Genomic DNA, 16,106 nt, shown 5'->3' on the forward strand with positions numbered 1-16,106 from the left:
CGATGTTCGTGGAAATCCCGGCGCCGGTCGTCGTCACCCCGCTGCGGGTGGCCCGGCCGGCGCTCGCGCGGCGGCTCCTGCGCGGCTTGCCGCCGTACCTCTACCTCCTGCCCGCGCTGGCGTTGCTGGTGATCTGGACCTACCGGCCGCTCGTGCAGACGGCGCAGCTGTCGTTCTACTCGTGGAACCTGCTGCCCACCCAGCCCGCGATCCCGGTGGGCCTGGAGAACTACGTGCGGCTGTTCCAGCTGCCGGCCGTGGGCCAGGCGGTGCTGCGCACGCTGGAGGTGATCGGCGGCCTGATCCCGTTCACGCTGCTGGTTCCCGTGCTCGTCGGCCTGCTCGGCCAGCGCGTGCGGGGCCGGGCACGCGCGGTGTACCAGGCGCTGGTGTTCGCGCCGCTGCTGGTCGCACCCGTCGCGAGCGCGACGGTGTGGGAGTGGCTGCTCGAGCCGTCGGGCGGCGCGGTGAACCGAGTGCTGGGCACGAACGTGAACTGGCTGCACGACACCACGTGGGCGCAGCCGGCGATCATCCTGATCACCGGCTGGCACCTCATCGGGTTCGCCGTGCTGGTGGTGTCGGCGGGCCTGTCCAACATCAACAGCGAGTACACCGAGGCGGCCATGATCGACGGCGCCTCCCGCGGCCAGATCACCCGCTGGATCACGCTGCCGCTGCTGTCGCCGACGCTGGTGTTCCTGGCGCTGATGACGGTGCTGCTCTCGGCCCAGTGGACGTTCCCCCTGATCGACACGATCACCCAGGGCGGCCCGTCGGGCGCCACCACGAACGTCTACTACCTGTTGTGGGACTACAGCTTCCACAGCTTCGACGCCGGGCTCGGCACGGCCGCCGGGATGCTGCTGTTCGTGGTGTTCGGCATCATCGCCGCGGGCCTGGTGCTGCTCAGCGAGAAACTGTCCGTGCACGACGACTGAGGAGGCGTCCGTGGTGGACTCCGTGACCCTCGCCCCGGGGCAGGGCCCGCGCTGGCGGGCCCTGCCCGGGCATCTGGCACTCGGCGCGCTCGGCGTGCTGTGCGTCTTCCCGATCTACTGGCTCTACGCCACTTCACTGCGCCGGCCCGACCAGGTGCTGTCGCTCTCCCCCATCCCGTGGCCGCTCTCGCTCGGCAACTACGCCGAGGCGATCCAGCTGGTCGACATCCCGCAGCTGCTGATCAACACCACGCTCGTCGCGCTGCTCACCGCGCTGGGCCAGCTGCTCACGGGGCTGCTGGCGGCGTACGCGTTCGCCGCCTGGAGCTTTCCCTTGAAGCGGCTGTGTTACCTGCTGTTCGTGGGTACCTGGCTCGTGCCGTTCCAGGTGACGATGCTGCCCAACTACGTGCTGCTGCTGCAGCTGGGCCTGCTCAACACCCTCGGCGGCGTGGTGGTGCCGAACCTCTGCTCGGCGCTCGGCGTGATCCTGCTGCGCCAGCACCTCGACGGCTTCCCCAAGGAACTGCTGGAAGCGGCCAAGATGGACGGCCGCTCCTCCTGGCGTACCTTGTGGACGGTCGTGGTGCCGAACCTGCGGGCACCGCTGGCCGCGCTGGCGATCCTGCTGTTCGTCACGGCCTGGAACGAGTACTTCTGGCCCGCGATGGTGCTGCAGCGCAGCAACGACGTGCTGCAGCTCGGGCTTCGCAGCTTCATGATCAGCGAGGGCGGCCAGGGCACGTACTGGGGGCCGCTGATGGCGGTGGCCGGGCTGGCCTGCCTGCCGATCTTCGCGCTGTACCTGGTGTTGCGCCGGCACATCGTGAGCGCGTTCGTGCGGTCGGGCCTGAAGTAACCCGAACACGACAATGGCCCGCCGTCGGCGTTGACGGCGGGCCGTTGTCGTACGAGCGGACAAGCTCACTCGGGATGGGGCCCCCGAGCGTGCCGCACGAAGGAGAGCGCCAGCGCGACCGCCGCGAACGCGGTGGCGAAGATCCAGATACGGCCCGCGCCCAGGCCGGAGAGCACGGCACCGCCGAGCGCCGAGCCCAGCGCGATGCCCAGGTACATCGCCGAACCGTTGAGGGACAACAGCATCGGTGAGAGCTCCGGCGGCGCGTCGGCGATCATACTGTGCTGCTGGGCCGGCAGGAACGCCCAGCCGACGATGCCCCACACGAACACGTACGCGAACGCCGAGACCAGCGTCTGCGAGGCGAGCGGGAACAGCGCCATGTCCACGGTGAACACGGCCAGCGTGCCCAGCAGCACCGGCCGCGAGCCGAAGCGGTCGACCAGCGTGCTGCCGAACCCGAGCCCGACGAGCGCGCCCAGGCCGTGGGTCATGATGAGCGCGCCGACCAGGCCGCCGCCGACGGCGGGGATGGCGGCGAAGATCGGCTGCACGTAGGTGTAGATCATCAGCCCCGCGCACATGCCCGCGATCGTCACGACCAGCGCGAGCAGCACCGCCGGGCGGCGCAGCGGTGCCACGCGCTGCCGGAACGGCACCGACGGCGCCGCCCCGCCCGTGGTGACGTTGAGCGCGATGCCCACCGTGGCCAGCACCGCCAGCGCGGCGACGAAAACGAAGGCCGAGCGCCACGTCCACAGGTGCGCGAGCCAGATCCCGATCGGCACGCCCGCGAGCGTGGCGATGGAGATCCCGCCCATCACGAGGGCCAGCGCGCGGCCGCGGCGTTCGCGCGGCACCATTCCGGCGGCGGCCGCCGCGGCGAGCGGGCTATAGAGCCCGGCGAGGCAGCCCGCCGTGACCCGCGCGACCGCCATCACCCACGGCTCCCACGCGACGGCCGCGAGCAGGTTCACCACCACGAACGCCGCGATCGACACCAGCAGCAGCCGCCGCGGCGAACGCACCCGCACCAGCGTCATCACCACCGGCGAACCGAGCGCGTACGCCAGCGAATAGGCCGTGACGAACAGGCCGCCGCCGGCCACCGACAGGTGCAGGTCGGCGGAGAGGTCCGGCAGGATGCCCGCGATCAGGTAGTTGTCGGTTCCGGCGCAGAACGCACCGAGCGCCAGCATCACGACGGGCAGCCAGCGCGTGGTGGACCTCGTGGCCGCGACGGCCGCTTCGGAGGTCATCGGGGTCCTTTCGGGTCGGCGGTCACCAGGTGACCGGCAGGGAGTCCAGGCCGTAGAAGTTGGTGTTGGGACGCCACGCGATGTCCTCGAACGGCACGGCCAGACGCAGGTCCGGGAAGCGGCGGAACAGCGCGGGCAGCGCCATCCGCAACTCGAGCCGGGCCAGCGGCGCGCCGATGCAGTGGTGGATGCCGTGGCCGAACGCGAGGTGCGGGCCGGACTTGCGCGTGGGGTCGAAGCGGTCCATGTCCTCGCCGAGGCGCTCGTCGCGGTTGGCGATGGGCGGCGAGCACATGAGCAGCTCACCGGCTTTCACGAGCAGGCCGGAGATCGTCACGTCCTCCTGCGCCACGCGCGGGAACAGGTTGTGCGTGATCGACAGGTAGCGCAGCAGCTCCTCCACCACCTGGTCGAGCTCCTGCTCGCCGGCGAACAGCAGCGGGATGTGCTCGGGGTGGCGCAGCAGCACGAGCGTGCCGAGCGAGAGCATCGACATCGTGGTCTCGTACCCGGCCTGCACCATCAGGTCGGCGACGCCGGCCAGCTCGCGGTCGGTCAGGTCCTCGCCGTGCTCGCGGATCAGCATGCCGAGCATGCCCTCGCCCGGGTTCGCACGCTGGTCCTTCACGAACTCGACCATGATCGCGCCGGCACGCTCGGACGCTTCGCGGCGTTCCTCGACCGAGAGCGAGAAGTCGGTGAACTTCGAGCTGAGCGGCAGCAGCTCGGTGCGGCTCTCGACGGACACGCCGAACAGCTCGCAGATCACCAGCATCGGCAGCCGCAGCGCGAACTGGCTCACCAGCTCGGCGCCCGGGCCGCCGGCCGCCATCTCGTCGAGGTGCTCGGCCACGGTGGCCTCGATCCGCGGTTCGAGGCGCGCCAGCCGCCGCTTGGTGAACTCGGCGGCCAGCATGCGCCGCAGCCGCGTGTGGGCCGGCGGGTTGTAGACGATGAACCAGCCGGTGCCTTCCACGCCGTCGGTGCCGTCTTCGCCTTGCGTGCTGGCGAAGTACGGCGGCGGCGCGCTGGTGAACCGCTTGTGGTCGCCGAGGATCATCCGGACGTCGTCGTAGCGCGTGACGAGCCAGGTCTGCACACCCCAGTGGTGCTCCACGCGGGTCACCGGACGTTCCGCGCGCAGGAGTTCGAGCTCGGGCAGGGGGTCGAACCCGTCGCGCCGCGCGAACAGCGGCGGCAGCGGGGTTTCCACGTCGGTCATCTCGAAGCCTCTCTCGTCACCAGGGACGGGCGCCGGCGCCGCGCAGCTCCACGGCGACACCCGTCAGTTCGTAGATCCGCAGCCCGGGCTTCCACACGCTCGCCTCGCCGATCACGCGGACGCGCCCGGGGCGGCGCTGCACGTCCTCGATGTGCACTTCCAAGGTCAGCTCGCGGTCGTCGGCGAGGATCTGCCCGCGGTAACGCCACGCCAGCGCCACGCCGGTGGGCAGCACGAACTCGGGCTCGGTCAGGCCCTCGGCCAGCCCGGCGTCGAGCGCCCACTCCTGCAGGGCCTGCAGCACGGCCTCGACGCCGAGCGAGCCGGGCATCACCGGGTCGAGGTGGAAGTGGTAGGCGAAGAACCAGTCGTCCGCCGCCACCGGGCGCGTGGCGCGCAGGTAGCCGCGGCCGAACTTCCCGCCGCCGTCGACGACCTCGACGGTGTCGAGCAGCGCCAGGTGCCCGCTCGTGCTGCGGACGCCCGTGTCCTGCGTGCGACGGGCCGCGACGTCGATCACACGCGGGGCGGTGCTCGGCTGCCACGGCGGCACGTACGCGCCGTTGTCGAGACCGTTCTGGTTGGCCAGCGCGGTTTCGTTGAAGAAGCCGAACAGGGATTCGCCGGTGTAGAACGGTTCCCCGTCCACGGAGAGCTCGTAGGAGAAGCTCTGCAGGACCGCACCGACCATCACGGTGGTGGTGAGCAGGCGGGTCGTCTGGCGGATCGTCTTGTCCCGCAGGTCGACCTCGCGCAGCACGGTGGCCGTGCCGTCGAGGTTGCGCAGGCTGTAGTCCTCCTCGGGCGCGGTGAGCGTGGCGCCGAGGTAGTAGCCGAGCAACAGCGCCGACTGCAGCGAGGTCTCCATGTACACGACGTTGGGCATCGACGCGTTCGCGGTTTCGGCGTAGTACCAGGAATCCGCGGGCGAGTCGGTCTCGGTGCGGCTGCTCGCGGTGGTGAGGTCGCCGCGCACGCCCTCCACGGCCATGACCCGATCGCAGAGCTGCAAGCCGTGGTTGGGCATGCGGGTCGCGCGGCGGCCGGCGTAGGCGGTGAACTCCGGGCCGAGCGCGATGCCGAGGTCGCCGCGAGCGCTGTGGGACAGGTGGAACTCGCCGAGGAGCGCGCGTTCGCCTTCGGCGTTGTAGCGGCCGAACGACGTGGTGATCACTCCGCCGGCCGCCGGGCCGACCGGCGTGCCGGGGGCTTCGCGGAGTTCGAGGACGAGGCCGCGGACGCTCGCGAGGTGCTCGTCGCCGCGGTGGAACTCCGCGTTGACCTGCAGCCAGGGGCGCGGGAGCAGGTCGATGCGCACGACGTCGAGGACGAGTTCGCCCGTGGTGGCGTCCGTGGCGGAGAGGTCCACTTCGGACGGTTCGCCGCCGGCATGGAACCGGGCGCCCGCCAGACAGAGGTGCAACCCGACTTGCAGGGCGAACACCTGCGCGGCCTGCCAGGCCGTCTCGACGAGGGCTTCGGCGTCGGTGGGGCCGGTGTATTCGGCGCGCAGCCGGCCGCGGTGCCAGGGGCCGCCGTGGCGGGTGATCTCGAGGACCCGGGTCAGGCGAGTGCGGGTCGACGGGGTGAGGCGGAGGTCGGGGTTGTCGCCGCGTTGGTCGTACGCCGGGCCGAAAACGGCGGGGAGGTCGCCGCGGTTCAGCGCGGTGAGGGCGGGTTCGTCGAGGGTGGTGACCGGGGTGAGGGCGAGGGCTTTGAAGGCGCTCATCGTGGTCGCGGGCGGGACTTCGGGGGTGGCCGTGGCGTGACCCGGGCGGGCGGTGACGGTGAGGCCGGATTCCGGCGAGTAGCCGACGGTGACCTGGTAGGTCTGGCCGCTCGACGGCAGGGCCGAGACCGGGTCGCCGGCGAGTGGCCTGGCCTGAAGGTGGTGGCCGGGCGCCGAAGGTGAGGTCGGGTGGCCGACCGGCGACGGCCCGGTGGGGTGACCGAGAGCGGCGAGGGCGCGGCGTTGCCAGGCGGCCTGGACGTCCATGGCGGACAGGTGCGCCGCGACCAGTTCGGCGCGGACGTCGCCGAGCAGGTCGGCGACCGGGTCGTCGCCGGCCGGATGCGCGGCCCGCGCGGGGTTCGGTGCGGCGTCGGCCGACCGGAGCCCCGCGGCCGCCACCGCGTGGTGGCCGAAACCCCCGGCCGCCTGCCCCGGCACGGCGGAGTCGGCGACCACCACCGCGGCCGAGCGGGGCTGAACCGCGGAGCCGTCACCGGCCACGGCGGGCGCCGGATTGTGCGGCCGAAGCTCCTGCGAGGTCGGAGCCGCGTCGGCCGGCGCTGCCGGACCTGGGTCAGCCGGCGCCGGCCGGGTCGCTTCGAGGTCGGCCGGGGTCGGGTGGATCGGGTCGGGGTCGACCGGGGTCGACCAGAGGAGGGCGTCGAAGGGTTCGCCGTCGAAGGAGAGGGCGTCGAGCTGGGCTGTCATCGAGGGTCCGTTCCCGGGTCGGGGGCGTCAGCGGTTCTCGTCGCGCCGGCGGACGGCTTCGGCGAACTTCGCGGTCATCTCGGGGGTCGCGATGACCGAAAGATCGGTGTAGCGCTGCAGGACCCGGCCGTCGGGAGCGCAGGCGGTGGCGGTCACGGTGACCTGCGTGCCCGTGCGCTGCGGGCGCAGGTCGTCGACCACGACCACGAAGGGGCAATCGCCCGGCAGCGGCGCGAAGTACTCGACGCGGCCGATCGCCAGCGGCAGGCAGCCGGAGTCGAGGAACCACACGCCGAGCAGCGCGCCGGCCTGCAGCACGACGTCGGCGAGCGCCGGGCTGTGCAGGGCGCCCGCGAAGTTGCCCTGTCCGAGCGGGGTGTCGGCGAGGCGGCACTCCACCACCAGCCGCCGCTCTTCGCGGGTGAGGATCCGGCGGACGCCCTGCAGCAGCGGACCGTGGAACAGGTGCGCGGCCGCGTAGACCTCGAGTCCGTCCTCCGGACCGGAACCGAGGGCCACGGCGGGGTTGAGCGGCGCGGCGGGGATTTCGGCGGCGAGCACGAAGGTGCCGGTGAAGTGCGACGGCGGCAGTGCCTTGCCGGGCTCGGTGCTGCGGATCGCGGCGCCGACCGTGAGCCGGGCGCCGGTCCATTCGCCGGCGGTGACGTCGAGGCGGTATTCGCGTTCGTGGCCGCCGTCGTAGACGATGCCCTTGAGCACCTCGAACCCGGTGCACTCCACGACCCGCAGGCCGGGGTTGGCGCGTTCGAGCGCGTTGATCGCCCAGCCGAGCCCGGCCGCCGCCGGGAAGACCGGGAACTCGCCGACGCGGTGGTCGCGCAGCACGGCGTCGGAGGCGAGCGCCGCGAGGTCGCGGTGCGCGGAGAACGCGGCGGTGGCCGCCGTGCGCGCCGACGGGGCGAGCGGCACGGCGGGCCCGATCAGCATCGAGACGTCGTCCGCGCGCTCGGGCGTGAACTGGTCCGCGAACATCCGCGCCCCGGCGGCCATCCCGAGCAGCGGCACCCCGCGTGAGCGGAACACCTCACGCAGCTGCGGCGTGACCATGCCGCCGTCCCAGGCACCCCAGTTCACGGCCGTGACCTGGCTCGCCGGGCGTTCCCGCTTCCAGCTCACGGCCACGCGGTTGAGGGCTTCGTTGGCGCTCGCGTAGTCCGCCTGGCCGGGGTTTCCGAGCACCCCGGCGACCGAGCCGAACAGGACCACGTGCTTCAGGTCGGCGCCGTCCAGCGCGGTGAGAACGTGGTGCAGACCGTCCACTTTGGTCGCGAGCACCGTCCGGATGTCGGCGGCGGTCTTGGCCGGAAGCAGCGCGTCGGCGAGCGCGCCGGCACCGTGGACGAGGCCGGTCGCCCGGTCGCGGACCGGCGCCAGCGCCTGCCGCGTCGCCTCGGCGTCGGTGATGTCGACGGCGACGTACTGCGCGCTTGTGCCGAGGGCCGCGAGGGTTTCGCGGATCTCCCGCTGCGCGCGGATTTCGCGGGTCAGACTGTCGATCTGCTGTGGGGTCGGCTTCTCCCCCGCCTCGCGCACCGCTTCGATCGCGGCGGGCTTCAGCGCGTCGTCCGCGACGCCCACCGCCCACGCCGGCTCATCGGTGAGCTCGGTGCGGCCGAGCAACACGAACTCGCACGCCCGCCGCGTGGCCAGCTCGCGCACGCACCGCGCGGTCACGCCGCGCGCGCCACCGGTGACCACGAGCACGTCCTGGTCGGTGAGCGTGACTTCGGTGCCGTCCCCACGTTCCGCCGGCCGCGGCCGGACGGTCCAGCGGCTGCGATCGGCGTCGACCGCGACCTCGGGGGTGTCCAGGGCGGCGTCGGCGAGTTCGGCCACCAGCGTCTCGGCCAGCACGTCGTCGCCCAGCTCCGGCGCCAGGTCCAGCGCCCGGCAGAACAGCTCCGGCGACTCCAGCGCGAACGTCTTCACCAACCCGCCGACCCCGCCGACGAGCGCCGCCGCGGCCGGCCGGTCGCCCCGGTGGCCGAGCGCGCCGTCGAGCCGCGTGACGGTGACGAACGCCGCGCGCGTGCCGGCTTCCGCCGTGCGGGCGAGGCTTTCGCGCACCAGCTTGGCGGTGAGGATGGTGTCCGCCAGCTGCCGCGTGCTCTCCCCCCACTGCGCATCCGGGGGCAACACGGTGAGGCACAGGTCGAGACGGGCACCGTCGAGAGCGAGGGCCCGCTCGATGGCCTGGCCGTCCCAAGTGGACATCCCGCCGCCGGCACCGGCCGGGACGCGCACGGTCCGGACGGTCCAGCCGTGCAGCTCCAGCCCGGCGGCCAGCACCTGCGCAGTGGCGGCGCCGTGGTCGACGACCAGCGCCGCCTTGCCATCGGCGTACGGCTGCTCGATCCGGTCGACGTCGGGCAGGCGCACCTGCTCGATGCGCAGGAGCACGGGCTCGGCTTCATCGAGCACCTCGGACGCCGGTGCTGCGACTGCGGTCTCGGCAAGCGCGGTCTCGACGGGCGCGGTCTCGACGAGCGCGGTGCTTCCGGCGATGAAGGCGACGATGTCCTTCAACGTCCGCAGCTCGGCCACCTGCTCCGGCCCTACCGGCGGTACGCCATCCACGCGCTCGCCCAGCACACCGAGGATCTGCACCCGCTTGATGGAATCCACGCCGAGATCGGCCTCGAGGTCCATCGACACGTCGAGCATCTCGACCGGATAACCGGTCTTCTCCGCAACGACCTCGACCAACGCAGCCTCGACAGAGGAAGCGTTGAGCCCGGCCGGCGTCGCGGCCGCAGACGCGGCGTTCCCCGCGATGAAGGCGACGATGTCCTTCAACGTCCGCAACTCGGCCACCTGCTCCGGCCCCACCGGCGGCACGCCATCCACCCGCTCACCCAGCGCGCCCAGGATCTGCACCCGCTTGATCGAGTCCACCCCGAGATCGGCCTCCAGATCCATCGCCACATCCAGCATCTCGACCGGATAGCCCGTCTTCTCCGCAACGACCTCGACCAACGCCGCCTCAACAGAGGACGCGTCGACGCCGGCCGGGGTGGCCGGAGCCGGGGTCGCACCGGCGATGAAGGCGACGATGTCCTTCAACGTCCGCAACTCCGCCACCTGCTCCGGCCCTACCACCGGGACGCCGTCCACTCGCTCACCCAGCGCACCCAGGATCTGCACCCGCTTGATGGAATCCACGCCGAGATCGGCCTCCAGATCCATCGCCACATCCAGCATCTCGACCGGATAACCGGTCTTCTCCGCGACGACGGCGACCAGCGCGGACTCGACCGAAGCGGCGTCCAGGCCGCTCGGTGCGGCGGGCTCGATCGGTACGGCCGCGGGGAGTTCGGCGGGCGGCGCGAACGCGGGCAAGGCGCGGGGTTCGGGGATTTCCGGAGCAGCCGGAGTGAACTCGACCGGAGCGAGGTCAGCCGGTTCCTCCACGGTGGACAGCGGACCCGCAGCACCGTGTTCGAGGTCGGTCAGCGACGCGAGGATCTCGTTGACCCGCGTGTGCGAGCGGCCGATCGCCAGACTCTGGTCCTTGATGGCCGACACGGTCGCGCGGAGGTGATCGTCGACGGCGCCGGTGCGCTGGGCCTCGCGCAGCACCGACACGAGGTCGCCGGTGACCGAGAGCTGGGTCTCGGTGTAGCGCTCGTGCAGGGCGAGGTGCTGCTGGGCCACCGCGTCCAAGCCGGGGCCGGGCGCGACTTCGGCGACCGGCGAATCCGCTCGAGCGACGGCGACAGCGGGAACGACAGGAACAACCGGGGCGGCGGGCGCGGCCACCGGCACCGCGGCAGCCACCCGCTTCGCCGCCTCGGCGGCTTCCGCCACGGCTTCCAGCATCGTCGGCTCGCCGATCAGGCCGGCGTACAGCTCGCGCCGCGAGTCCGGCACGTAGTCGCGGCCTGTGAGGGGCACGACCATGCCCGTGGCCTCGGCCTCGGTGAACGGGCCGGCGTCGGCGCGGTGGACGTCGGCGATCGGGGCGCCCAGCACCGCCAGGCGCAGCGCGGCCTTCTTCAGGGCCACGTCACCGTCGCCGGTCGGGCCCTGGTCGGTCGGGATGGCGAGCACACCGTCGCCGAGGGTGCGCTGCACGAGCTGCGTCAGCACGCCCTTCGGGCCGAACTCCACGAACACCGTGCACCCGTCGGCGCGCATGGCCTCCAAGCCGCGCACGAACTCGACGGTCCGCAGCAGCTGCCCGGTGAGCAGCTCGCGGTTGGACTCCACCGAAGCGCCGTACGAGCCGCCCGCGGAATTCGCGTACACCGGCAACCGCGGCTCACCCACGAAGGTCTCGGCCACGGCCGCGCGGAACGGTTCCACCGCGTGCGCCACGTAGCGCGTGTGGAACGCGCCCGCCACCGGCAGCTCGCGCACCGTGAGCCCCCGCGTGCGGCACGCGGCCACGAATTCGCCGACCGCCGCCGTGCCACCGCCCACCACGACCTGGTCGGGGGCGTTGTGGTTGCAGACGCTCACGTCCGGGTGCCCGGCCAGCAGCTGCGTCACGTCCTCGCGCGAGGCCTGCACCGCCGCCATCGTGCCGGGGTCGCTCTCGCCGGCGGCCACCGCCATCGCGTCGCCGCGGGCCTTCGCGAGGGTGAAGAAGTCCTCGTCCGCCAGGGAACCCGCGGCCCACAGCGCGGTCAGCTCACCGAAGCTGTGGCCCAGGAACCCCGCGCACTCGAGTCCGCGCTCGGCCAGGAACCGGTACTGCCCGGCCGAAAGCGCGGCGATCGCCGGCTGCGCGTAGTCGGTGCGCCGCAGCGTCGCCTCCTGGTCGGTGCGCACCTGCGGGTCGAACACCGGCGGCGGGAACACCACGCTCGCCAGCGGCCGCGGGGAACCGGCGAAGACGCCGTTGGCCTCGTCGAACGCCGTGGCCACGACCGGGTTGTTCAGCACCGCAGTGAGGCCCATGTCCACGTACTGGCTGCCCTGGCCGGCGAACAGCGCGCCGATCTTCAGGTCCGCCAGCGCCCGGCGGCGGAAGAACACCCCCTTCGGGTGCGCGAACTCCTCACCCGCGTCCGCGAGCTCGGCCACCGCCACCGAGCGCAGCGTCTCGAACTCCTGCTCACCCCGCGAAACGAACCCGACGCGGGCGTGGTCCTCCGGAATCCCGGCGTCGCCGTTCGGCGCGGCGCCCGAGCGCAGCAGCTCGGCCAGCGCCGCCGTGTCTGGCGCATGCCACAGGTGCACCCGAGCGGTGCGGTGCAGCGTCCGCAGCCCTTCGCGGCCGGACGACGCCTCCTCCAGCACGGCGTGGAAGTTCGTGCCGCCGAAGCCCATCGCCGAAGCCGCGGCGCGCCGCTTCGGGCGCTGCGGGTCGCGGATCCACGGCCGGGTCTTCGTGTTGACGTAGAACGGCGAAGCTGCCAACGCCCGGTTCGGCTGCGTCACGTTGATCGTCGGCGGCAGCACCTTGTGGTGCAGCGCGAGCGCAAGCTTCATCAGGCTCGCCGCGCCCGCCGCGCCCTTCGTGTGGCCGATCTGCGACTTCACGCTGCCGATGGCCGCGTAGCCGACCTCGTCGGTCTCCGCGCGCAGCACCGAACCCAGTGCCGTGAGCTCCGTCTGGTCGCCGACCCGCGTCCCGGTCGCGTGCGCCTCGAACAGGCCGATCGACGCGGGTGAGCAGTCCGCGTCCTCGTACGCCCGGCGCAGCGCGGCTTCCTGGCCTTCGGCGCGCGGCGCGTAGATGCTCTTGAAGCGGCCGTCGCTCGACGAGCCGATGCCGCGGATCACCGCGTACACCCGATCGCCGTCGCGCTCGGCGTCGGCGAGGCGCTTGAGCGCCAGCATGCCGATGCCCTCGCCCACGAGCGTGCCGTCGGCCGTGTCGTCGAGCGGCTTGATCTGCCCGGACTTCGACAGCGCGCCGACCTTGCTGAAGCAGAGGTAACCGAAGATCGAGTTCTCCGTGTCGCACCCGCCGGTGATCATCAGGTCGGACCGGCCGGACACGAGCTCGTTGATGGCCATGTGCACCGCGGAGAGCGAGCTGGCGCACGCGGCGTCGACCGTGCAGTTCATGCCGCCCAGGTCGAGCCGGTTGGCCACGCGGCCGGCGATCACGTTGCCGAGCAGGCCGGGGAACGAGTTCTCCTCCCACGGCGCGAACGCCGCCGCGTACTTCTCGGCGATCAGCTCGGCGTCGGCCTGCGTGAGCCCGCAGCTGCGCACGACCTCCTTCAGCACCGGCGTCGACAAGCGCGCGGCCAGCGGGTGCGACAGCGTCGTGGGCCCGGCCACGCCCAGCACCACGCCGGTGCGGTCGGGCCGGTACCAGTCCGCCCCGACCGCTCCGGCGTCCGCGAGCACGTCGCGCGCGACGAGCAGGCTCAGCAGCTGGACGACCGTGGTCACTTCGAGCTGGTTCGGCGGCAGCCCGAACTCGGTGGTGCTGAAGGGCACCTCGGGCACGAACCCGCCGCGGCGGCAGTAGGTCTTGTCCGGCGCGGCGGGGTCCGGGTCGTAGTAGTCGTCGAGGTTCCAGCGCGAGGCCGGCACCTCGGAGGTGCAGTCGGCGGCGTCGACCACGTTCTGCCAGAAGTCGCGGAAGTTGCGGGCCATCGGGAACAACCCGGAAAGGCCGACGATGGCGATCGGGTTGTCCGCGAGCTGCCGCGCGACAGCGAATCCGTCGGGCCGGTGTTCGTCGTTCACGTGCTACCCCTGTCTCAGGCTGCGTCCAGTCGGGAAAAACGGGTCTGATCGCCGTTGACCAGCACGGGTGACGGTTCAGATGAGCGCGCTGCGCGCCTCGTCGACGAGGTCGGCCAGCGCGGTGCCGATGACCTGGTGCCCGGCCGCGCTCGGGTGCATGCCGTCGGGGCACCACATCACCGGGTCGGCGGTGACCGGCGCGTTCGCCAGGTCGAGGCACACGAGGCCGAGGTCGAGCACGAGCCCGTCGAGGAACTCGTTGGCCTCGGCGAACCGCTCGCGCAGCGTGCTCCGGACCGCGTCGGGCAGGCCCGGCAGGCGGTCCGGGATCCGCGGCCAGTTGGTGGTGAACACCAGCCGGCCGGGCCGCGCGAGGCTCGAGAAGATGTAGGTGAGGTTGCGCCGGAACCGGGCGCGGTCGTAGTCGGTCACGAGGTCGTTGCCGCCCACGATCACGCCGGTGAGCGCCGCGGGGCGCGCCAGCGCGGTGGCCAGCTGATGGTCGACCACGTCCTGGGTGGTCGCGCCGTACGAGCCGAGGTTCAGCACCTCGCCGGACACGCCCAGGCACTGCGCCAGGTGCGTGGTGAAGCCGGCGAACGAGCCGTCGGGCCGCACAAGTCCGCCGCGACCCTCGGCGAAGCTGTCGCCGATCACGCTGAGTTCCAAGTCGGGCACCAGGGTTCCTTCCCGGTCAAGCCGGGGCGCCGAGGAGCTTCGCCATGCGCTCGGGCGCGAAGAACTCCTCCCCGGTCAGGCCGCCGCCGATCATCGCGAAGAAGTCCTTGGCGTACTCGGGATTGCCGCCCAGCGCGCGGAACACCGCGTGCAGCTGCGGCGTGAGCTCCAGCGTCGAGATCGCGCAGGTGAATTCGAAGCTCGAGTGGGACTTCTCGTCGCGCTCGCGCTGGTAGGCGGCCAGCGCTTCGTCCATCGGCGTGGTGCCGGCGAGGCCGTCGTGCACGCGGTCGGCCAGCAGTTGCGCGTACTCGAAGGCGTCGGAGATGCCCAGGCCCGTGAGCGGGTCCTTGTGGTAGCCGGCGTCGCCGACCAGTGCCCAGCCGGGGCCGTGGGACTCGCGGTAGTAGTTGTCCGGGTAGCGCATCGGGTAGAAGCGCTCCTCGCGCTTGCCGTGCGTGGCGAGCTCTTCGGCGAACTCGGGCACGATGGCCTTCGCGATCGCGTGGAAGTGGGTCTCCGGGTCGGCGCGGAACTCCGGCAGGGCCTCGGTCTTGCGCATCACGGCCACCAGCGTGCGGTCGTCGTGCGTGGGCCAGATGCCCACCTGCTCGCGCTCGCCGATGCGGCTGTGGAAATCGGTGCGCACACCGCTGAAGTAGCTGTAGTAGATGAAGCACTCGGCCGGCACTTCACGGTATCGCTGCGCGGAAACGGCATCGGCGACGAAGGAATTGCGCCCGTCGGCCCCGATCACGATCGGCGCGCGTTCCTCCTGCAGTTCTCCGCCGGCCACGGAGCCGCGAATTCCGGCGACCCGACCGTCTTCGAAGATCAATTCGCGAACCGAGAATCCCTCGCGCACCTCCGCGCCCGCCGCCCGCGCGCCGTTCACGAGAATGGTGTCGAGCACCGTGCGCCGCGGCGCGTACGTCGCGTCGATGCCGTTGATGGAGTCGGCGAAGCCCGCGATCACGATGTCGCGGTAGGACACCGTCATGTGCTTGATCGCCGGCACCCCGGTGGCCACCAGCTCGTCGAGCAGGCCCCACGCGGCGAGCCGCGCCAGGCCGCGCTGCTGCAGGTAGTGGGTGGAAACCGTGTCGCTCGGGAACGTCGCGCGGTCCACCACCAGCACGCGGTGCCCGCGCCTCGCCAGCAGCATGCCGACCGGCGAACCGGCGCACCGCGCGCCTACCACGATCGCGTCATACATCAGGGCCCTCCCGGGAGAATCGCTCGGATCTCAGGTGGATGTGCACCATCCGGATGCGGTCACCGGCGACCACGCGGCCCAGTCAACCCCCGAACCACCCCTTTTCCAGATCAAGATCTCCGCTTCCGATCGCCCTATTCACCGAGCCGATCACCGGCGAATCCTTCCTGTTCCCGCCAGCCACCCGAGGTGGCTGATTCAGTTCTCGTTCATCCCTCGGCAGCCCGGCCGTGCCGTAATTCAGCGCATGGTTGCCGAAAACGGTGCCGCCCGCGGAATCGCCGCGGCACAGGCACAACTCGTGAAGCTGGCCGGTTCGGGAACACCCGATTACGAACAGATCCGCCGCACCGTGGACACGATCGTGCCGTTCGTGAACCTGGCGGGCGTGCGGATCACGGAGCTCGCCGCCGGCACGGCCGTGGCCGAGGTGCCCGCGTCGGGCGACATGCTCAACCACCTCGGGACCGTGCACGCCGGAGTGCAGTTCCTGGCCGCGGAAGTGGCCTGCGCCGGGGCGTTCTCGGGCGCGATCGCGCCCCGGATCCTGCACGTGCGCACCTTCGTGCTGCGCGACACCCGCGCGAGCTTCCTGCGCGCCGCGCACGGCCGGATCCGGGCCCACGGCACGATATCCGGCCCGAAACTCGCCGACGCGGTACGGGGCAAGGGCGAAGCGCAGCTCGACCTCAGCGGAAAGGCTCTGCTGAAGGACGACAACGGCGCACTGGTGGCGAAACTGGACTTCGACTACTTCTGCCTGCTGTCCGCCGGTTGAGACACCAACGACGCGGTGCCCCGGGAAGGGCACCGCGTCGC

Annotated in this window: 9 protein-coding genes; 3 read left to right on the forward strand and 6 right to left on the reverse strand. The window is 71.9% G+C overall.

Translation table 11 applies throughout. The features are described 5' to 3' along the window. The first annotated feature begins 2 nt into the window (after positions 1-2). A complete protein-coding gene (locus VSH64_RS14100) occupies positions 3-941 on the forward strand; it encodes a carbohydrate ABC transporter permease (protein WP_326836031.1) in 939 nt (312 codons plus the stop codon). 10 nt (positions 942-951) lie between these two features. Continuing rightward, a complete protein-coding gene (locus tag VSH64_RS14105; RefSeq protein WP_326836032.1) occupies positions 952-1,800 on the forward strand; it encodes a carbohydrate ABC transporter permease in 849 nt (282 codons plus the stop codon). A 65-nt stretch (positions 1,801-1,865) separates the two neighbouring features. On the opposite strand, the gene VSH64_RS14110 is transcribed toward VSH64_RS14105, so the two are convergent. The 6 genes from VSH64_RS14110 to VSH64_RS14135 form a co-directional block, all read right to left on the reverse strand. Then, positions 1,866-3,059 (reverse strand): MFS transporter, encoded by a 1,194-nt coding sequence (locus VSH64_RS14110; protein ID WP_326836033.1) that lies wholly within the window; start codon positions 3,057-3,059, stop codon positions 1,866-1,868. Between the two features lie 22 nt (positions 3,060-3,081). Then, a complete protein-coding gene (locus VSH64_RS14115; protein ID WP_326836034.1) occupies positions 3,082-4,281 on the reverse strand; it encodes a cytochrome P450 in 1,200 nt (399 codons plus the stop codon). 16 nt (positions 4,282-4,297) lie between these two features. Continuing rightward, positions 4,298-6,721 carry a beta-ketoacyl synthase gene (locus VSH64_RS14120; RefSeq protein ID WP_326836035.1) on the reverse strand — a complete coding sequence of 808 codons (2,424 nt, stop codon included), beginning with the start codon at positions 6,719-6,721 and terminating at the stop codon, positions 4,298-4,300. Positions 6,722-6,748: 27 nt separating this feature from the next. After that, a complete protein-coding gene (locus VSH64_RS14125; RefSeq protein WP_326836036.1) occupies positions 6,749-13,393 on the reverse strand; it encodes an SDR family NAD(P)-dependent oxidoreductase in 6,645 nt (2,214 codons plus the stop codon). A 75-nt stretch (positions 13,394-13,468) separates the two neighbouring features. Further along, positions 13,469-14,071 (reverse strand): GDSL-type esterase/lipase family protein, encoded by a 603-nt coding sequence (locus VSH64_RS14130; RefSeq protein WP_326836037.1) that lies wholly within the window; start codon positions 14,069-14,071, stop codon positions 13,469-13,471. 16 nt (positions 14,072-14,087) lie between these two features. After that, positions 14,088-15,287, reverse strand: a complete 1,200-nt coding sequence (locus VSH64_RS14135) for an NAD(P)/FAD-dependent oxidoreductase (RefSeq protein WP_326836038.1) — start codon at positions 15,285-15,287, stop codon at positions 14,088-14,090. A gap of 247 nt (positions 15,288-15,534) precedes the next feature. On the opposite strand from VSH64_RS14135, the gene VSH64_RS14140 reads away from it, so the two are divergent. Continuing rightward, on the forward strand, positions 15,535-16,065 hold the full coding sequence (locus tag VSH64_RS14140) for a PaaI family thioesterase (RefSeq protein WP_326836039.1): 531 nt from the start codon (positions 15,535-15,537) through the stop codon (positions 16,063-16,065). Positions 16,066-16,106: the final 41 nt, after the last annotated feature.

Origin of the sequence: Amycolatopsis rhabdoformis (assembly GCF_035918295.1) — a bacterium.
In the GTDB taxonomy this organism is placed as follows: Bacteria; Actinomycetota; Actinomycetes; order Mycobacteriales; family Pseudonocardiaceae; genus Amycolatopsis; species Amycolatopsis rhabdoformis.

Excerpts from the sequence above, each read along its gene's own strand:
- VSH64_RS14100 (WP_326836031.1), top strand. The coding sequence starts at position 3 with ATGTTCGTGGAAATCCCGGCGCCGGTCGTCGTCACCCCGCTGCGGGTG.
- VSH64_RS14110 (WP_326836033.1), bottom strand. The coding sequence starts at position 3,059 with ATGACCTCCGAAGCGGCCGTCGCGGCCACGAGGTCCACCACGCGCTGG.
- VSH64_RS14115 (WP_326836034.1), bottom strand. The coding sequence starts at position 4,281 with ATGACCGACGTGGAAACCCCGCTGCCGCCGCTGTTCGCGCGGCGCGAC.
- VSH64_RS14120 (WP_326836035.1), bottom strand. The coding sequence starts at position 6,721 with ATGACAGCCCAGCTCGACGCCCTCTCCTTCGACGGCGAACCCTTCGAC.
- VSH64_RS14135 (WP_326836038.1), bottom strand. The coding sequence starts at position 15,287 with ATGTATGACGCGATCGTGGTAGGCGCGCGGTGCGCCGGTTCGCCGGTC.
- VSH64_RS14140 (WP_326836039.1), top strand. The coding sequence starts at position 15,535 with ATGGTTGCCGAAAACGGTGCCGCCCGCGGAATCGCCGCGGCACAGGCA.